Origin of the sequence: Jiangella mangrovi (genome assembly GCF_014204975.1) — a bacterium.
In the GTDB taxonomy this organism is placed as follows: Bacteria; Actinomycetota; Actinomycetes; order Jiangellales; family Jiangellaceae; genus Jiangella; species Jiangella mangrovi.
On sequence record NZ_JACHMM010000001.1, the window covers coordinates 61,036 to 79,489 of the forward strand.

The 18,454-nt window shown below is 72.8% G+C and carries 14 protein-coding genes; 13 read left to right on the forward strand and 1 reads right to left on the reverse strand.

Annotated features, from left to right (window positions below; all coding sequences use genetic code 11):
- Nucleotides 1-56 precede the first annotated feature (56 nt).
- The 12 genes from HD601_RS00270 to HD601_RS00325 all read left to right on the forward strand — a co-directional run bounded on the left by HD601_RS00270 (nucleotide 57) and on the right by HD601_RS00325 (nucleotide 17,107).
- Nucleotides 57-914, forward strand: a complete 858-nt coding sequence (locus HD601_RS00270) for an ABC transporter permease subunit (protein ID WP_184829290.1) — start codon at nucleotides 57-59, stop codon at nucleotides 912-914.
- Nucleotides 915-926: 12 nt separating this feature from the next.
- Entirely contained in the window at nucleotides 927-1,820 is an 894-nt protein-coding gene (locus HD601_RS00275) for a carbohydrate ABC transporter permease (RefSeq protein WP_184818250.1), read from the forward strand.
- Between the two features lie 28 nt (nucleotides 1,821-1,848).
- Complete coding sequence (locus tag HD601_RS00280) at nucleotides 1,849-2,841, forward strand: Gfo/Idh/MocA family protein (protein WP_184818253.1); 993 nt, start codon at nucleotides 1,849-1,851, stop codon at nucleotides 2,839-2,841.
- Nucleotides 2,838-5,267, forward strand: coding sequence for a beta-glucosidase family protein (locus HD601_RS00285; RefSeq protein WP_184818255.1), 2,430 nt, complete (start codon nucleotides 2,838-2,840; stop codon nucleotides 5,265-5,267). Before HD601_RS00280 ends, HD601_RS00285 begins: the two co-directional genes overlap by 4 nt.
- A gap of 38 nt (nucleotides 5,268-5,305) precedes the next feature.
- Nucleotides 5,306-8,038: a hypothetical protein gene (locus HD601_RS00290; protein WP_184818257.1), complete on the forward strand. Its 2,733-nt coding sequence runs from the start codon at nucleotides 5,306-5,308 to the stop codon at nucleotides 8,036-8,038.
- A 20-nt stretch (nucleotides 8,039-8,058) separates the two neighbouring features.
- Nucleotides 8,059-10,815 carry a hypothetical protein gene (locus HD601_RS00295; RefSeq protein ID WP_184818259.1) on the forward strand — a complete coding sequence of 919 codons (2,757 nt, stop codon included), beginning with the start codon at nucleotides 8,059-8,061 and terminating at the stop codon, nucleotides 10,813-10,815.
- 1 nt (nucleotide 10,816) lies between these two features.
- Nucleotides 10,817-12,730, forward strand: a complete 1,914-nt coding sequence (locus HD601_RS00300; protein ID WP_184818261.1) for an alpha-galactosidase — start codon at nucleotides 10,817-10,819, stop codon at nucleotides 12,728-12,730.
- Nucleotides 12,727-13,797, forward strand: a complete 1,071-nt coding sequence (locus HD601_RS00305) for a pyridoxal-phosphate dependent enzyme (RefSeq protein WP_184818263.1) — start codon at nucleotides 12,727-12,729, stop codon at nucleotides 13,795-13,797. The genes HD601_RS00300 and HD601_RS00305 overlap by 4 nt, the downstream gene beginning before the upstream one ends.
- A complete protein-coding gene (locus HD601_RS00310) occupies nucleotides 13,794-15,023 on the forward strand; it encodes an amidohydrolase family protein (protein WP_184818265.1) in 1,230 nt (409 codons plus the stop codon). Before HD601_RS00305 ends, HD601_RS00310 begins: the two co-directional genes overlap by 4 nt.
- Nucleotides 15,020-15,802, forward strand: a complete 783-nt coding sequence (locus HD601_RS00315) for an amidohydrolase family protein (protein WP_184818267.1) — start codon at nucleotides 15,020-15,022, stop codon at nucleotides 15,800-15,802. The genes HD601_RS00310 and HD601_RS00315 overlap by 4 nt, the downstream gene beginning before the upstream one ends.
- Nucleotides 15,799-16,623: a helix-turn-helix transcriptional regulator gene (locus HD601_RS00320; protein WP_184818269.1), complete on the forward strand. Its 825-nt coding sequence runs from the start codon at nucleotides 15,799-15,801 to the stop codon at nucleotides 16,621-16,623. Before HD601_RS00315 ends, HD601_RS00320 begins: the two co-directional genes overlap by 4 nt.
- A gap of 265 nt (nucleotides 16,624-16,888) precedes the next feature.
- Nucleotides 16,889-17,107: a hypothetical protein gene (locus HD601_RS00325; RefSeq protein ID WP_184818271.1), complete on the forward strand. Its 219-nt coding sequence runs from the start codon at nucleotides 16,889-16,891 to the stop codon at nucleotides 17,105-17,107.
- Here the strand turns inward: HD601_RS00325 and HD601_RS00330 are convergent.
- Nucleotides 17,104-17,493: a winged helix-turn-helix transcriptional regulator gene (locus HD601_RS00330; protein ID WP_184818273.1), complete on the reverse strand. Its 390-nt coding sequence runs from the start codon at nucleotides 17,491-17,493 to the stop codon at nucleotides 17,104-17,106. The two genes, HD601_RS00325 and HD601_RS00330, sit on opposite strands and share 4 nt — an antisense overlap.
- Nucleotides 17,494-17,597: 104 nt before the next feature.
- On the opposite strand from HD601_RS00330, the gene HD601_RS00335 reads away from it, so the two are divergent.
- Nucleotides 17,598-18,416, forward strand: coding sequence for an NAD(P)H-binding protein (locus HD601_RS00335; RefSeq protein ID WP_184818275.1), 819 nt, complete (start codon nucleotides 17,598-17,600; stop codon nucleotides 18,414-18,416).
- Nucleotides 18,417-18,454: the final 38 nt, after the last annotated feature.

Sequence of the window (18,454 nt, forward strand, 5' to 3'; positions counted from 1 at the left end):
CACCTCCGAAGCGGCGACGGCGTCGCAGCCGGGTCAGCTCGCGGCCGCTGCACCTGATGCTGCTGCCGGCGATCGTGCTGGTGGTCATCTACGAGTACGGCCCCATGGTCGGCATCGTGATGGCGTTCCAGGACTACGTGCCGGCGTTCGGGTTCTTCGGCTCCGAGTGGGTCGGCTGGGACAACTTCGAGTTCGTCCTCAGCCTGCCCGACACCCGGCAGGTGGTCTGGAACACGATCTTCATCGCCAGCATGAAGATCGTGGCCGGGCTGATCGCGCCGCTGCTCACGGCCCTGCTGCTGAACGAGGTCGGCAAGGCGGCGTTCCGGCGTAGCGTCCAGACCGTCATCTACCTGCCGCACTTCCTGTCGTGGGTGATCCTGGGCGGCATCCTGATCGACGTCCTGTCGCCGTCGAACGGCATCGTGAACCAGTTCCTGGGGATCTTCGGCGTCGACCCGATCTACTTCCTGGGCGACAACGACTGGTTCCCGTACACGCTGGTGGTGTCGGACACCTGGAAGGAGTTCGGCTTCAACACGGTCGTCTACCTCGCGGCGATCACGGCCATCGACCCGTCGCTGTACGAGGTGGCGTCGGTCGACGGGGCCGGGCGGCTGCGGCAGACGTGGCACATCACGCTGCCGGGCATGGCGCCGATCATCGTGCTGCTGGCCACGCTGAGCCTGGGCAACGTCCTGAACGCCGGGTTCGAGCAGGTCTTCGTGATGTACAGCCCGCAGGTCTACGACAGCGGCGACATCATCGACACCTTCGTCTTCCGGCTGGGCCTCATCGACTTCCAGTACAGCGCGGCGGCCGCCGTCGGCTTGTTCAAGAGCGTGGTGTCACTGCTGTTCATCGGCCTCTCGTACTTCCTGGCCTACCGCTTCGCCCGCTACCGGATCTTCTGAGAGGAGGCCACCATGCCCGTCGCCACGGCCAAACGCGTCGACAGCCGCCGTGTGTTCGTCGTCGTCAACTACGTCCTGCTGGGGCTCCTGGCGCTGCTGTGCCTCTTCCCGCTGCTGCACATCCTGGCGCTGTCCTTCAGCTCCAGCGCGGCGGCGAGCACCGGGCGCGTGGTCCTGTGGCCGGTGGAGTTCACCACGGCCGCCTACGAGTACGCGTTCAGCAACCCGCAGTTCCTGCGCTCGTTCGGCACCAGCGTCGAGCGGGTCGTGCTCGGCGTGACAGTGAACATGGTGCTGACGGTCCTGGTGGCGTACGCGCTGTCCAAGGAGTCGCATGTCCTGCGCGGCCGGACGGTGTACGTCTGGTTCTTCGTCATCACCATGCTGTTCGGCGGCGGGCTGATCCCGACGTTCATGGTGGTGCAGTCGACCGGCCTGCTGGACAGCATCTGGGCGCTCGTCCTGCCCAAGGCCGTGCCGGTGTTCAACGTGATCCTGCTGCTCAACTTCTTCCGCGGGCTCCCGCGCGAGCTGGAGGAGGCGGCGTTCGTCGACGGCGCCGGGCACTGGCGGGTGCTGTGGAACGTGTACCTGCCGCTGTCGAAGCCGGCGCTGGCCACGATCATGCTGTTCACCATCGTGGCGCACTGGAACAGCTGGTTCGACGGCATCATCTACATGAACTCGCCGGAGAACTACCCGCTGCAGAGCTACCTGCAGACGCTCGTCGTCGAGGACACCCTGAGCGTGCGCTCGCCGGAGGAGCTGGAGCTCCTCCAGGACATCTCGAACCGCACCTACAAGGCGGCGCAGATCTTCCTCGCCGCGCTGCCGGTCCTCGCGGTCTACCCGTTCCTGCAGCGCTACTTCGTCAAGGGCATCACCCTCGGCAGCGTCAAGGGCTAGATCCCGCCCCATCCCGGAAGGTCACACCATGTCGTTCAGAGCGGCCATCGTCGGCTGCGGCGCGTTCGGCCGGGTCCATGCCGGCTGCCTCGCCCAGCTCGACGACGTCGAGACGATCGCGTTCTGCGACGTCGCCGAGGAGCGCGCCCAGGAGCTTGCGCGCGAGTTCGGCGGCGAGTACGCCACCGCCGATCCCGAGAAGGTCTTCGCCGACGGGTCGGTCGACGTCGTCTACATCGCCACACAGCACGACTCGCACGCCGACCTGTGCGTCCGCGCGCTCGAGGCGGGCAAGCACGTGCTGGTCGAGAAGCCGCTGGCGCTGACGGTGGACGACTGCCGCCGGGTGGGCGAGGCGGTCGAGCGGACCGGCCTGCGGCTCATGGTCGGCTTCAAGGTGCGCTACACCGACATGGTCCGCAAGGCCAGGGAGCTGATCCCGGACCCCATCGTCGTGACGATGCAGATGATGGACGACCGCTGGCCGGCCGGCGCCTGGACCAACGACCCCGTCACCGGCGGCGGCAACGTGCTCAGCCAGGGCTGCCACTCCGCCGACCTGCTGCGCTTCGTGTCCGGACGGGACCCGCTCGAGGTGTACGCGGCGGGCGGGAACTACTACCAGCCGTCCGGTGTGGTCGACAACCTGACGGCGACGGTGCGCTTCGACGGCGGCGCGGCCGGCAGCTGGGTGCAGGGCGACGCCAGCAGGCCGCCGCTGACCAGCAAGATGTTCCTGCAGCTGTTCGCCGAGGACGCCTCGGTGACGCTGACCGACCGGCTCACCACGCTCACCTACGCCCGCGCCGGCCAGGAGCCCCAGGTGTTCCGCGGCGGCGAGCCCGGCTTCCTCGAGGAGAGCCGAGACTTCCTGCAGAGCCTGCGCGACGGAACCCCGCCGCCCATCGACCACGTCGACGGCCTGTTCGCCACCCTCACGGTGCTGCAGGCCATCGCGTCCGCCCGCAGCGGCCGGCCCGAGCCCGTCGCCGAGCTCGTCACCTCGTGGAGGAACCGATGACCCCCGCCGATGACGTCCTGCTCCCGCTGGTCGGGAAGCTGAGCCTGGAGCAGAAGGTCCGCCTGCTCACCGGCGCGGACCTGTGGAGCACGCACCCGGAGCCGGCCATCGGGTTGGGTCGGGTCGTCGTGTCCGACGGCCCGTGCGGCGTGCGCGGCGAGACCTGGGACGAGCGCGACCCCAGCCTCAACCTCCCGTCGGCGACGGCACTCGCCGCCACCTGGGACGCCGACGTGGCGTACCGGTTCGGCGCGGTGCTGGCGGCCGAGGCGCGGCGCAAGGGCGTGCACGTCGTGCTCGGCCCGACGGTGAACCTGCACCGCAGCCCGCTCGGCGGCCGGCACTTCGAGGCCTACTCCGAGGACGCGCTGCTGACGTCGGACCTGGCCGCGGCGTACGTGCGCGGCGTGCAGTCCGGGGGTGTCGGCGCGTGCCCCAAGCACTACGTCGGCAACGACTTCGAGACCGAGCGGCGCACCGCCGACGTCGTCGTGTCCGGCCGGGCGCTGCGCGAGCTGTACCTGGCCGCGTTCGAGCGCACCGTCGTCGACGAGAGGCCGTGGCTGGTCATGGCCGCCTACAACGGCGTCAACGGCGCCCCGATGACGGAGAACCCGCTGCTGGCGTCGCCTCTGTGTGACGAATGGGGGTTCGACGGCGTCGTCGTGTCGGACTGGTCCGGGGTGTACTCGACCGAGGCGTCGGCACGGGCCCGCACCGACCTGCAGATGCCCGGGCCGGACGGCTACTGGGGTCAGGCGCTGGTCGACGCCGTCCGCGCCGGTTCGGTGCCCGAGGAGGCGATCGACGAGAAGGTGCTGCGGCTGCTCCGGCTGGCCGCCCGCGCCGGGGCGCTGGACGGCTTCGCGCCCGCCGTCGACCCCGCCGCGATTCCGACGGCACCCGACGGCGCCGCGCTCGCCCGCGAGGTCGCGGCCGAGAGCACGGTGCTCGTGCGCAACCCGGGCGGCGAGCTGCCCTGGGACCCCGCCGCGCTGCGCTCCGTCGCCGTCGTCGGGCACCACGGCCTGGCCCCGAGCACGCAGGGCGGGGGCAGTGCCCTGGTGCTGCCGCCGCGCGTCGTGTCGCCGCTGGACGGGCTGCGGGCCGCGCTGCCGGGCGTCGATGTCACGTGGTCGCTGGGTGTGCTGGCGCAGGACCGCATCACGCCGCTGCCGCTGGACCGGTTGAGCGACCCGGAGTCCGGCGAGCCGGGCCTGCGGGTCGAGATCCGCGACGACACCGGTGCCGTGGTCCGCAGCGAGTTGAGGACATCGGCCGACATCAGCCACCTCATCCGCGACCTCCCGCCGCAGGGCGCGTCGGTGCGGCTGGTCACTCGGTACCTCCCGGCGACGACGGCGACGGCGCACCTCGGCGTGTGCGCGGTGCGCGGCGTCCGGTTGCGGGTGGACGGCGCGACGGTGCTGAACGAGACGCTCGAACTGCCCGACGGCCTGGCCATGCCGCCGTCGGCGTCGGCCCCGGTCTCACTCACGGCCGGCCGCGAGGTCGAGCTGGTGGTGGACGTCGAACTGCCGGACCCGAGCGAGCTGAAGCCGGCGTTCTGGCTGATCCTCGGCACCGACCTCGGAACTGCGGAGCCGGCGGACGAGCTGGCGGCCGCGGTCGAGGCGGCGCGGGCGGCCGATGCCGCGCTGGTCGTCGTCGGCACCAGCCCGCGGCTCGAGCGCGAGACCATCGACCGCACGTCGCTGGACCTGCCGGCCGGGCAGGACGAGCTGGTCCGGGCGGTCGCGGCGGTCAACCCGCGCACGGTCGTCGTGGTGAACGCGGGCTCCCCCGTGCTGCTGCCCTGGCGCGACGAGGTCGCCGCGGTGCTGCTGACCTGGTTCGGCGGGCAGGAGTTCGGCCACGCGCTGGCCGACGTGCTGCTGGGAGTCCGCGAGCCCGGCGGCCGGCTCCCCACCAGCTGGCCCGCGGCGCAGGCCGACGTGCCGGTGCTGTCGACGACGCCGGTCGACGGCACGCTCGCCTACGACGAGGGCGTCCACGTGGGCTACCGCGCCTGGCTGCGCGCCGGCGCCACCCCGGCGCTGCCGTTCGGCTCCGGCCTCGGTTACACGACCTGGTCGCTCGGCGAGGCGTCCGCCACCGTCGTCGACGACGGCGTCGACGTCACCATGGGCGTCACGAACATCGGCCCGCGCGCCGGCAAGCACGTCGTCCAGCTCTACCTGTCCCGCACCGAGAGCGCCGTCGACCGGCCGGTGCGCTGGCTGGCCGGGCACGCCGTCGTCCGCGCCGAGGCCGGCGAGACGCGCGACGTCACCGTCCGGCTCGACGCCCGTGCGTTCGCCCACTGGACCGCGGACGGCTGGGCGACCGAGCCCGGCACGTTCACCGTCCACGCCGGCCCGCACGTCCTCGACCTCCCCGTGGCCGTGGAGGTCCATCTCCCCTGATCAGCAGCCGAGACACCGCCGTCATCGAAGGAGCTGCCATGGAACCGACCCGTCGCACCGTGCTCGCCACCGGCCTGGGCGCCGCCGCCATCCTCCCCCTCGACCGACGCCTGCGCGCCTCAGCCGGGCTGCTCGCCACCTCCTGGTTCGTCGACAGCCAGAACGGGTTCGACACCAACGCCGGCACCAGCAGCGGCGCCCCGTTCAAGACCCTGGGCAAGGCACTCCTCGTGATGGCCGCCGGAGACACGCTGAACCTGCGCCGCGGCAGCGTCTTCACCGAGCGCCTCGACCTCACGAACAAGGCCGCCGGCACGACGGTGCAGGCGTACGGCAGCGGCAACGACCCGGTGATCGACCTGCTCGCCAACGCGAAGGGCGCGACCGGCGACTGGACCCAGGACGGCACGGCCGCCCGCTGGTTCCGCACCCTGCCCGCCCCGAGCGGCGGCTGGGGCGGCTTCCTGCTGGTCATCAACGGCAAGGCCGGCAACTACATCAAGACCAGCGCGGCCGCCGTCACCGCGCCCGGCGACTACCACTTCAACACGACGACCAGCACGCTCTACGTGCAGTCGGCCACCAACCCGGCGTCGGCGTTCAGCACGCTGCAGTACCCGCCGCAGACGGCCGGCGGGCGCATGGACATCGGGCTGTTCATGGGCCCGCCCGACGACCCGCGCAACGCCACGGCGGCGGCCGGCTGCAGCGTCAGCAACCTGGTGGTCCGCGGCGCGCGGCGCAACATCCAGCTGCGCGCCAGCGCGACCCTCACCGACGTCGTGTCGCAGTTCTCCGCCAGCACCGGCATCACCATCTCCTACGGCGGCACCTACACGCTGACCCGCGTGCGTGCCTACGACGCCGGGTCCGGGCTGGTCAGCGGCGAGCACACGATCCTGTTCGCGGGGTCCGGGTCGACCAACGTCAAGGGCGTCGTCGCCGACTGGACCAGCCTGGGCAGCAACCGCTGGCAGCGGGACATCTCGGGCCTCGGCTCTCCGGCCGGGGCGCACCTCGTCCGCGACTGGATGGACTTCCCGTCCCGCCGGTTCACGCCGCCGCAGACCTCGGCGGGGGCGGTCACCGGTCCGGAGGACTGGCACCTGTCCGCGACGAACGTGCTCACCGTCTACGCGCCGTCGAACCCGGCCTCGGCGTACACCGTCCTGCTCGGCGGCCGGTACGAGCTGATCAACGCCAACCTCAGCGACTGCGAGTTCGACTACGCCGGCGAGGACGCGTTCCAGCTCGGCGGCAACGTGCACCCGAACTCGCAGGTCACCGTCGGCGCCACCGTCCCCGGTCTGAGCCGGATCAGCCGCGGCCTCGAGAACGCCGTCGACATCAAGAGCGGCAACGTCACGTTCAGCAACACCTGGATCTGGCAGGACACGCCGGGTCCGTCGAACCGGATCGGGCCGACCGTCACGATCCAGGGCCACACCCGCGACGTCGACTTCACCAGCTGCACGGTCTCGAACATGCTGACCGGCAAGCCGACCATGGACGTGCAGGAGTTCGTCCCGAAGATCACCTCGCAGAGCACCATGTGGTACTCGAAGAACACCAACGGCACCGGCGTCGTGCTCAGCCACTACAACGGCCAGCCGCACAGCTACACGTTCGACCTGTTCTACAACGACGCGCGCGCCGGGCAGGGGCTGCCGGTCGTCGCGATCTCCGGCGACCACCTGTTCACGCACTGCGGGTTCCACTCCAACAGCATGTCGAGCACCGTCCGGGCCATGCACTACCGCGGCAACTCGACGTTCGCCACCAACCTCACGGCGCTCACCTGTGACACGTCCACCGTCATCACCGAGGGCGGCGTCACCTACAACCTGGCCACCATCCAGTGGGACGGCACCGAGATCTACCTCGGCCCGAACGCGTCGTTCCTGATCAGCGGGCTGGACCCCACCAGCCCCTCCAAGGCGTTCAACGGCACCTGGCGGGTCCGCGACGCCTGGTACGCGATCAACGGTACGTCCAACACCCGCAGCTTCTCGACCTTCCTGGTGCCGACGGCGTCCGCCCCGCCCACGACGGCGAACCTCACCGGCCTGGTCATGCGCTACTTCGCCCGGCTGAACCAGCTGCGCGGCTGCACGTTCTCGGGCAAGACCGAGATCATCCGCATGGACGCCCAGGTCGGCACCGCCAACGCGGCGTTCCCGATCGACTGGGACGACATGGTCCCGAACGCGCTCGACGAGAACTACTGGGCGCAGCGGGGCAACTCCACGCAGCGCCTGGTCACCCTGGGCAACGGGAGCGGGACCGTCAGCTACACCGCCGCCCAGGTCATCACCGACGGCACCCTCGACACCGCCACCGGCGGCAAGTGGGGCGGCACCGGCAACCGCGCCGACACCGACACCGCCGACGTCCAGGAGGCGTTCGCCGAGCCGGACGTCACCGCCATCACCGTCAGCAACGAGGTCGCCACCGTCACCGCGCCCGGGCACGGCCTGGTCCGCGGCAAGAAGGTCATCATCCGCGGCGTGACGGCGCCGGCCACCGGCCTCGAGGGCGCGTTCTACGTCGAGCAGGTGATCGACCCCAGCACGTTCACCTACCGCACCGTGCGCGGCGTCCCCGACGGCGCGGCCACGCTGAGCGCGGCCAAGATGCTCTCCGGCAAGCCGCTGTCGACGTCGGCGGGCTGGCGCAGCGCCCCCAGCTACTCCCTGCCCGCCGGCCAGAAGGACCTGCAGGGCATCACCGTCCCCGCGACCGGCCGCAGCTTCGGCCCCGTCGTCGACTGAATCCTCCGAAGGAGACCTCGATGGTTCTCTCCCGCCGCACGGTCCTGCGCTCCGGCCTCGGCGCGGTCGCGGTCGCGCCGCTCGCCGGCCGCGTCCCCGCCGTCGCCACCACCACCCCGAACCCGCGGTCGTACTTCGTCGACAGCGCCGACGGCGACGACAGCGGCTCGGGCAACCTGCAGCAGCCGTTCGCGACGCTGCCCGCCGCCGTCGCCGCGATGCGCGCCGGCGACACCCTGAATCTGAAGCGTCACAGTGTTTTCCATACCCCGCTCGACCTCACCGGCAAGGCGGCCGGCACGACGGTGAAGGCGTACGGCCGCGGCCCGGACCCCGTCATCGACCTGCTGGCCGGCTGCCTCGGCACGCCCGCCGACTGGACCCGGGACGGCACCGCCGACCGCTGGTTCCGCACCCTCCCCACGCCGGCCGGCGGCTGGAGCGGGTTCATGCTGGTGCTGAACGGGGCGGCCGGCAACTACATCCGGCCCACCGTCGCCGAGGTCGTCGCGCCCGGCGACTACGCCTTCACCATCGCCACCAGCACGCTCTACGTCCACTCCGCCGGCAACCCGGCCGAGACCTACGACGACCTGCAGTACGTGCCGCAGAGCCTCGGCCCGCGGTTCGACATCGGCCTCTACACCGGGCCGCCCGACGACCCCCGCGACGCGCCGTCGGCCGCCGGGCTCACCGTCCGCAACCTGGTGATCCGCGGCGCCCGCCGCAACATCCAGCTGCGCGCGAGCGCCACGCTCATCGACGTCACCGCCCAGTTCTGCGCCGCCACGAACATCCAGCTCAACTACGGCGGCACCTACAAGCTGACCCGCGTGCGCAGCCTCGACGGCGGGTCCAGCCTGATCAACGGCGAGCACTGCCTGCTCATCGCCGGCTCCGGGTTCACCAGCGTCCGCGGGGTGACGACCGACTGGACCGACCTCGGCGGCGGCGTGTGGCGGCGCGACCTGACGGCGCTCGGCTCGCCCGCCGGCAACCACCTGATCCGCGACTGGATGGACTTCCCGTCGCGCCGCTACGTCGCCCCGCAGCCGAGCCTCGCGGACGTGACCGGCCCCGAGGACTGGTTCGTCGACGGCGACACCCTCTACGTGTACGCCACGGCGAACCCGGCGACGGCGTACACGGCGCTGCTGGGCAGCCGGTACGAGCTGATGGACGTCACCCTGACCGACTGCGAGCTGGACAACGCGGGCCAGGACGTCATGCAGCTGGGCGGCAACGTCCACCCGGACTCGCACGTGCGCGTCGTCGGCACCAAGCCCGGCCGCAGCCGCCTGAGCCGGGGCGCCTGGGCGAACGTCGTCGACGTCAAGAGCGCCGACGTCACCTTCGTCGACACCTGGATCTGGCAGGACACCCCACAGCCGTCGGCCAAGCAGGGCCCGGCCATCACCATCCAGGGCCACTCGCGCGCCATCACGTTCCAGAGCTGCGCGGTGTCGAACGTCATGACGACCAAGCAGGTCATGGACGTGCAGGAGTTCCGGCCGCGAGTCACGTCGGAGCGGACCATGTGGTACGGCAAGACGCAGACCGCGGGCGGCGTGGTGCTCACCCACTACAACGGCCAGCCGCACTCGTTCGCGTTCGACCTGTTCTACAACGACTCCGGCCCGGCGCAGACGCTGCCGTTCCTGGCCATCACCGGCGACCACGCGTTCACCCACTGTGCCTTCCACGGGTCGAGCACGACCAGTACCGTCCGCGGCATGTCGTTCCGCGGCAACTCGACGCTGGCGGCCAGCGCCAAGGCGCTCACCGTCGACCCCTCGGTGACCGAGGTCGTCGACGGCGTCGAGCACGTGCTCGCGACGGTGCAATGGGACGGCACCGAGGTCTACCTCGGCCCGGGCGCGTCGTTCCAGTTCGGCGGGCTGACCGGGCCGTCGGCCGCGTTCAACGGCACCTGGCGGGTCCGCGACGGCTGGTACGCCATCAACGGCACCGCGAACACCCGCAGCTTCTCGACGTTCCTGGTGCCGACGGCGTCGCAGCCGCCCCTGACGGCCGACCTCACCGGGCTGGTCATGCGCTACTTCGCCCGGCTGACTCGGCTGCGTGGCTGCACGCTGGCCGGCAAGAGCGAGCTGTTGCGCATCGAGGCCGACGTCGCGACGCCCGGCGCCACGTTCCCGACGGTGTTCGGCGACGTCGTGCCGGAGCCGCTGGACGTCAACCACTGGGCGCAGCGGGCCAACTCGTCGCAGCGGCTGGTCGCGGTGTACGCCAACGGGGTGCAGCGCAACTACACGGCGGCGCAGGTGTCCGCGGCCGCTCCGGGTGCGCCCGGTGACCTCGCCGCCGACACCGGCGGGCGCCTCGGCGGTCCCGGCAACGTCGCCGACACCGACGCCGTCGACGTGCAGGAGGCCTTCGCGGAGCCGGGGATCACCGCGCTGTCCGTCGCGGACGGGTTCGCGACGGTGACGGTGTCCGGCGGGCACGGGCTGCGCTCCGGCGGCAAGGTCATCGTCAGCGGCGTGACGGCGCCGGCCAAGGGCCTCGAGGGCGCGTTCTTCGTCGAGGACGTCATCGACGAGAACACGTTCACCTACCGGGCCGTGCGCGGCACGCCGGACGGCGCCGCGACACTGGCGGCGACCGCCCGGATCATCACCGGCCGGCTGCTGCCCACGTCGGCCGGCTACCACTCCGCCCCGTCGTACGACCTGCCGCACCGCCAGCAGGACCTGCAGGGCAACCCCGTCCCGCTGTCCGGGCGGAGCTTCGGACCCGTCGCCGGAGGCCTCTGACGTGCACTGGACCCTCCGCACCGCGACCTCGGAGTACGTCGTCGGGCTGTTCGGCGAGACCGGCTCGCCGCAGGCCCTCGCGCTCGAGTACTGGGGCGCGGCCGGCGGCGCGACCGGGCCGTGGCCCAAGCCGGCCATCCGGTACTCGTACGAGACGCCGGCCGACCTCGCGCCGCTGGAGTACGCCTCCAACGGCACCCGGCACGTGCACCGCAGCGAGCTGCTGGTCGAGCACGACGACGGGCTGAGCGGCGCGGTCTGGACGTACGTCTCGCACGAGCAGTCGGCGACGGAGCTGGCGGTGCTGTTCCGCGACGACACCGGGCGGCTCGAGCTGGTCCAGCACGTGCTCGTGCGGCCGGATTCCGACGTCGTGGAGCGGTGGGTCGACGTCCGCAACGTCAGCACGGACCACGAGGTGCGCCTGGGCCGGGTGCTCAGCGCGGCGTGGTCCGTGCACGCCCCCGACGGCGCGGTACTGCACTACCCGGCCGGGTCGTGGAGCCACGAGTTCGGCCCCGAGGCCGTACCGCTGCGGCAGGGCGTGCTGCAGATCGGCAGCCGGTACGGCGTCACCGGGCACCTGCACGCCCCCGCCATGACCGTCACCGTCCCCGGGCGGGCCGACGCGTTCGGCGTCCAGCTGGCGTGGAGCGGCTCGTGGACCATCGCCGCCGAGGCCGACCCGGGCGGGCTGCTGCGGGTGTCGGCCGGCATCGACGACGAGACGACGACGGTCCGGCTCACGCCCGGCCGGACCTTCACCACCCCGCGGTCGTGGGGCGTGTGGAGCCCCGACGGCGAGTGGGGCGTGGCGCGCGCGTGGCACCGGCACCAGCGGCTGGTGAACCCGCGCGCCACCGATCCGTACCACCGCCCCATCGTCTACAACTCCTGGTTCGCGACTCGGTTCGACCTGCGTGCGGACCACCAGCTGGAGCTGGCGCGAACCGCGGCGGAGCTGGGCGTCGAGGCGTTCGTCATCGACGACGGCTGGTTCGGCACCCGCTCGTCGGACCGGTCCGGGCTGGGCGACTGGACGGTGCGGCGCGACGCGTTCCCGGACGGCCTGTTGCCGCTGGCGACGGCCGTGACGGAGCTCGGCATGCGGTTCGGGCTCTGGGTCGAGCTGGAGGGGGTCAACCTCGACAGCGACCTCTACCGCGCGCACCCGGACTGGGTGTATCGAGTCGGCGACCGGCCGCTGGTCACCATGCGGCACCAGACGGTGCTGAACCTCGGGCTGACGGCGGTGCGCTCGCATCTGGCGGGCGTGCTGCGGCGGCTGCTGACCGAGCTGCCGATCACCTACCTCAAGTGGGACCTCAACCGGCCCATCACCGACCCCGGTCCGGCGGACTCGGAGTGGTCGGTCGCGCACACCGAGGGCTACTACGGCCTGCTGCGGCTGCTGCGCGACGAGTTCCCGCACGTGACGGTGGAGGCCTGCGCGGGTGGGGGCGGGCGGGTGGATACGGCGGTCGCGGAGCTGGCCGACGTCGTGTGGACCAGCGACGAGACCGGGCCGCGCGACCGGCTGGTCATCCAGGACGGCTTCCTCCGAGCGTTCGGGGCGCACCTCATGAGCGGCTGGGTCACCGACCTGCCCGGGTCGCGGTTCCCGGAGCCCGTGTCCGACGGGTTCCGGCTGGTCACGTCGATGGCCGGTGTGCTGGGCTTCGGCGCCGACCTCGGCACCTGGGACGCCGCCCGGCGCAAGGCCGCAGCTGACGCCGTCGCCCTGTACAAGGAGCTGCGCCCGGTGCTGCTCACCGGCGACGTGCACGTGCACGGCTCGCCGCGATCGGGCGAGTACGCGCTGGAGTACGTGACCCCGCAGCGGTCGGTGAAGCTGGTCTGGGCCGCTTCCGACGCCGACGTCATCGTCACCGACAGGGAAGGCATCACCCCGTGATCACCACCGCCGACCTCACCGCCGCCCTCGACCGGCTGCCGCGCGTCCCGCTCGCGGTCACGCCCACGCCGCTGCAGGAGCTGCCCGGGCTCGCCGCCGCGCTGGGCCTGCCGTCGATCCTGGTCAAGCGCGACGACCTGACCGGGCTCGCGTTCGGCGGCAACAAGGTGCGCATGCTCGAGTACTTCACCGGCGCCGCCGTCGAGCAGGGCTGCGACGTGTTCGTCGGGGGCGGCGGCGCGGCGCAGTCCAACCACGCCCGGCTGTGCGCGGCGGCCGCCCGCAAGGCCGGCCTGGACCCCGTCATCGTCCTGCGCACCGGCGCGTCCGACCCCGGCCCCAGCGGGAACCGGCTGATCACCGAGCTGGTCGGCGCCGACATCCGCTGGTTCGACGGCGACCCGTTCATGACCGACCGGTTCGCGGCGTCGGCGTTCATGGACGAGCTGGCCGAGGAGCTGCGGGCCGCCGGCCGGAAGCCCTACGTGCTGCACTCGTCGGTGCACCCGCTCGGCCTGCTCGCCTACCTCGCCTGCGCCGCGGAGCTGGCCGGCCAGCTGGCCGCGCGCGGGGTCGAGCGGGCCGCCGTCGTCGCCACCTCCGAGGGGTCGGTGACCGCCGGGCTGCAGCTCGCCGCCACCCTGCTCGGGCTGGACTGGCAGGTCACCGGCGTCACCTGCCGGCCGTGGGTGGGCGACGACGCGACGACCGTGCCGGAGCGGCTGGCGACGCTGGCCCGCGACGCCGCCGCGATGGTCGGGCTGTCGAGTCCGCTGCGGCCGGGCGACTTCGCGATCATCGACGAGGGCCCGCCCGGCTACGGCATCGCCAGCGAGGCCGCGTGGGACGCCATCGCCCTGTGCGCCCGCGCCGACGCGCTGCTGCTGGACCCCGTCTACACCGCCAAGGGCATGGCCGGGCTGCTCCGGCTGATCAGGGACGGGTCGATCGCGGCGGACCGGACGCCGGTGTTCGTGCACACCGGCGGGCTGCCCGCGCTGTTCGCCCAGCCCGAGGCCGTGCTCGACGCCGTCCGGCGCCGGTCCGGTACCGTGTCGGCCCGATGACGGCACACCTCTTCCGCGCCGGACGGCTCGTCGACGGCACCGGCTCCCGGCCGGTCCTCGACGCCGCCGTGCTGGTCGAGTCGGGACGCGTCGTGGCGGCCGGGCGCGCCTCGGAGGTGTCCGTGCTGCCGGGCGCCCGCGACGCCCAGCAGTGGGACTGCCGCGGCCAGACCCTGATCCCGGGCCTGATCGACGGGCACGTGCACGTCACCCAGACCCGTGCCGGCGATCCCGGCTGGGACGTCGCCTCGCAGGTGCCGTCGCAGCACGCCGCGCTCGGGCTGGCGTCGGTGCAGGTGGCGCTGGCCGCAGGCGTCACGACACTGCGCGACGCCGGCGCCGCGGGCGGGGTCACGCTCGAGCTGCGCCGGCTGCTCGACACCGGGCTGGTCGCCGGCGCGCGGCTGCTGGCCTGCGGGCCGCTGCTCACGACCACGGGCGGGCACGCCGACTACCTGGGCGTCACCGCCGACACCGCGCACGAGCTGCGCCTGGCGATCCGGCGGCTTGCGCACCGGCGGCCCGACGCCGTCAAAATCGTCGCGACCGGCGGCTCGTCCGACCCGCACTCCAACCGGCACCGGGCCCAGTACACCGTCGATGAGCTGGCCGCGGCCGTCGCCGAGGCCGAGCGGTTCGGGCTGCACGTCGTCGCCCACTGCAACGCCACCGAGGGCATCCGCAACGCCGTCGCCGCCGGGGTCCGGATCATCGCGCACGCCAACTTCCTGGCCGCCGAGTCCGGCCACATCGACGCCGACCCCGACGTCGCCGCCGACCTGGTCGCCCGCGGCGCCTACGTCGACCTCAACCTGCCCGCCGCCATGGTGCCGCTGGCCGACTACGACGGCGACCTCGACGACCGGCCCGACCTCCCCGTCGACCGCTGGGAGCTGCTCACCCGGCTGGGCCTGGCCAGGCGCGCGTTCTTCACCAGCGACGAGCACGGCCCGCGGGTGCGCGAGTTCCCCGGGCTGCTCGCCGCCGCCGCGAAGCTCTGGAGCCTGCCCGCCGAGGACGTCGTGTGGCGGGCCGGCGGACTGGCCGCGTCGGCGCTGGAGCTGGGCCCGGACTACGGCACGCTGACGCCCGGCTCGGTCGCCGACCTCGTGGTGCTCGACGGCGACCTCGTCACCGACCTCTCGTCGCTGGAACGGCCGCACCTCGTCTTCCAGGGCGGTCGGCTGGCGGCCGACCGCGGCCGGCTGGTGCTGCCGGCGCCATGATCGTCGACGCGCACGCCCACGTCTGGTCGGCCGGCCCCTATGCCCCGGCCGACGGAGTGCCGTCGCCGTCGTCGGCGCGGCCTTCGTCGGAGCTGCTGGGCTTCATGGACGCGGCCGGCGTCGATGCCGCCGTCCTGGTGCAGTCGCGGGTGTACGGGACGGACCACACGTACCTGTCGTCGGTGCTGGCCGCCTCGCCCGGCCGGGTCGCCGGGGTCTGCCTGGCCTCGCCCGGCCCGGGGGCGGCCGATGCCGTACGGGAGCTGGTCGCGACGGTGCCCGGGTACCGCGGCCTCCGGCTCGTCGGGCCGTCGGACGACGCGGCGATCTGGCGGGCCGCGGCGGACCTCGGGCTCGTCGTGGGGCTGCTGGTCGAGCCGTCGGAGCTGACGTCGGTGGCCGCCCTCGCGGCCCGGTATCCGGAAGTCCGCGTCGTCGTCGACCACCTCGGCCGGTGCCGCGCCTCGGATGCGGACGGCCTGGCCGCGTTGACGGCGTTGGCGCGGCTGCCGAACGTGTGGGTCAAGGTGTCCGGGCTGTACGCGCTGTCCGCGACCGGCCCGCCGTACGCCGACCTGGCGCCGCTGGTCCGGGCCTGCTGGTGGGCGTTCGGCCCGGCGCGTCTGCTCTGGGGCACCGACTTCCCGCACGTCCTCGACGTCGAGCCGTACCCGGCGCCCGCCGAGACCCTGCGCCGGCTGCTCGGGCCGCTCCCGGCCGCCGAACTGGCACAGGTGACGGGCGCGACGGCGACGGAGCTCTACGCTCTGGAGTCATGAACGGCGTCGCATCGTGGACGCGGTACCTCACACCCGACTCGCGGCACCGGCGGCTCGGCCTGGTCTGCCTCGGCGTGGGCACGACGGCCGGGCGCGTGGCGACGCTGCCCGCCCGCACGCTGGACTGCTACGCCGTCGTGTTCCTGTCCCGCGGCACCGGGCGGCTGCGGTGGGGTGAGCGCGAGCTGGAGCTCGTCGCGCCGACCCTGTTCTGGCTGCTCCCCGGCGTCGAGCACGGCTACGGCCCGGACGCCGGCGGCTGGAACGAGTGGTGGGCACTGTTCGACGGCCCGGCCGCCCGCGCCTACCAGGATCTGGGCTACGTCCCTCGCGACGAGCCGGTGAGCACCGTCGCCGACACCGCCGCACTCGACGTGGCGTTCGGCGCGCTGGCCCGCGCCTGCCGCCCCGACGACCCCTCGACCGACGTGCTCGCGGCGGCCGCGCTGCACCAGCTGATCCTCGCCACCCGCCGCGCGGCCGTCCCCGACCCCGTTCTGGATGCTCCCGTGCTGGCCGTGCTGCTGCGCGACGCCTGCCTCCCGGTGACCGTCGCGGCCCACGCCCGGACGCTCGGCATGACCGAGACGGCGCTGCGCGAGACGACCCGGCGGGCGGCCGGCTGCAGCCCCAAGGAGTTCGTGCTGCGGGCCCGGCTCACGCGGGCGAAGGAGCTGCTGGCCACCACCGACCTGCCCGTCGTCGCCGTCGCCGCCCGCACCGGCTACGACGACCCCGGCTACTTCACGCGCATCTTCACCCGCCGGGTCGGCATGCCGCCCAGCCGCTTCCGCGACCAGGAACGCCGCGGCCCCCTCTGAAATGATCACGTTCACCACGAAATCCCGTGCCGCACTACGCGTGCAATCGTGTTGAGGCTCGGGAAGTCCTCATGAGGGGCCTACCTGGACGACAGGAAAGCGGTTGCCGCGCACACCACCACGATTGTCCGAGCGCCAACACCCCTGTAGGCGTAGTGCGGCACGGGATTTCGTGGTGAACGTGATCATTCTGGGGTTGGAGGGCTGGCCGGGGCGTTTCGACCGGTGCCGTCGGGGTACCGGCGGGGCGAAAGGGGGAACACCCATGAGCGAACACGAAGGCACGCAGTCGCCGGGCAACCCGACGTCGCCGCCATACGCACCCGGCACCGGGTCGCCGGGCAACCCCACGAAGTCTCCGGACGAGTCCGGCACGCAGTCGCCCGGCAACCCGACGACGCCCCCGGTGCCGCCCGAGACGCCGTCGCCGGGCAACCCCTCCGCCGAGGACACCGCCGCCGAGGACGAGGACGAGAAGGACTAGGAACCCACCGGCTCCGCCTCACGCGCGGCCAGGATGTCGGGCAGGTGCCGCTCGATCCAGCCCACCAGCCCGACGACGTGGCCGGCCACTTGGTCGCCGAGCGCCGTCAGCCGGTAGGTCACCTGCGGCGGCGCGGCCGGCGTGACCAGGCGGTCGACGAACCCGTCGGCCGCCAGGGCGCGCAGCGTCTGCGCGAGCATCTTCTGGCTGACCCCGCCGATGCGGCGGTGCAGCTCGCTGAAACGCATGGGCCGCTCCACCAGGGCCGCCAGCACGAGGACGCCCCAGCGGCTCGTGACGTGGTCGAGCACGCCCCGCGACGGGCAGTTCGTGTCGAACACGTCACCATCGAGCGCCTGTAGACCGGCGCTGACCTCGACGCTCACATCGGCCTCCCTTAGTTACCTGAAGGTACGTACTTTCCGCAGGTGAGCCTCCAGCGTAACGTCGCTTTCGTTGTGGGAACAGACCCAGCGAAAGGGAGACAGACATGATCGTGCTGACCGGGGCGACCGGGCGGTTCGGGCCCGTCGTGGTCGAGGACCTGCTCACGAGGGTGCCGGCCGCCGAGGTCGCCGTCGTCGCGCGCCACCCCGAGAAGGCGAAGCCGTTCGCGGACCGCGGCGTCGGGGTGCGCCGGGCCGACTACAACGACCCCGCGAGCCTCGAGCGCGCGTTCGCCGGTGCCGACCGGCTGCTGTTCGTCTCGGCGTCGGACACCACCCCGGGCGTGCGGGCCCGCCAGCACACCCACGTCGTCGACGCCGCCGCGAAGGCCTCCGTCGGCCACGTCGTCTACACCAGCGCCATCACCGCCGAGGACGCGCAGAGCTTCCTGGCCGACCACACGGCGACGGAGCGGGCCATCGGCGACGCCGGGCTCTCCCACACGTTCCTGCGCAACACGTTCTACACCGAGGAGCTGGTCCGGCCCGAGCTGCTCGCCGCCGCCACCGCCGCCGGCGAGCTGGCCGCCCCGCGCATCGAGCATCCGCTGGTGACGGCGCCGTACGCCGACCTCGCGCTGGCGGCGAGCGCCGTGCTGACCGGCGACGGGCACGAGGGCGCGGTCTACGAGCTGCGCGGCCCGGGCTGGACCTACCCGGAGCTGGCGCAGGCGCTGAGCGAGGCGTCCGGCACCCCCGTCATCCACCGCGAGATCTCCGACGACGACGCCGGCCCCATGGCGTTCATCCTGCCGCTGCTGCGGCTGCCGCAGTTCGGCGCGCCGACGACCGACCTCGAGCGGCTGCTCGGCCGCCCGGTCACCCCGCTGGAGGACACGGTTCGGGCACTCCTGGCCACCTGACCAGCGTGCGCGATGGCACGATCGGGTCGCCGTCGGTC

Bases quoted from the DNA above. Each gene is read 5' to 3' on its own strand.
- HD601_RS00270 (WP_184829290.1), top strand. From the start codon at position 57: ATGCTGCTGCCGGCGATCGTGCTGGTGGTCATCTACGAGTACGGCCCC.
- HD601_RS00275 (WP_184818250.1), top strand. From the start codon at position 927: ATGCCCGTCGCCACGGCCAAACGCGTCGACAGCCGCCGTGTGTTCGTC.
- HD601_RS00280 (WP_184818253.1), top strand. From the start codon at position 1,849: ATGTCGTTCAGAGCGGCCATCGTCGGCTGCGGCGCGTTCGGCCGGGTC.
- HD601_RS00285 (WP_184818255.1), top strand. From the start codon at position 2,838: ATGACCCCCGCCGATGACGTCCTGCTCCCGCTGGTCGGGAAGCTGAGC.
- HD601_RS00290 (WP_184818257.1), top strand. From the start codon at position 5,306: ATGGAACCGACCCGTCGCACCGTGCTCGCCACCGGCCTGGGCGCCGCC.
- HD601_RS00295 (WP_184818259.1), top strand. From the start codon at position 8,059: ATGGTTCTCTCCCGCCGCACGGTCCTGCGCTCCGGCCTCGGCGCGGTC.
- HD601_RS00310 (WP_184818265.1), top strand. From the start codon at position 13,794: ATGACGGCACACCTCTTCCGCGCCGGACGGCTCGTCGACGGCACCGGC.
- HD601_RS00315 (WP_184818267.1), top strand. From the start codon at position 15,020: ATGATCGTCGACGCGCACGCCCACGTCTGGTCGGCCGGCCCCTATGCC.
- HD601_RS00320 (WP_184818269.1), top strand. From the start codon at position 15,799: ATGAACGGCGTCGCATCGTGGACGCGGTACCTCACACCCGACTCGCGG.
- HD601_RS00325 (WP_184818271.1), top strand. From the start codon at position 16,889: ATGAGCGAACACGAAGGCACGCAGTCGCCGGGCAACCCGACGTCGCCG.
- HD601_RS00335 (WP_184818275.1), top strand. From the start codon at position 17,598: ATGATCGTGCTGACCGGGGCGACCGGGCGGTTCGGGCCCGTCGTGGTC.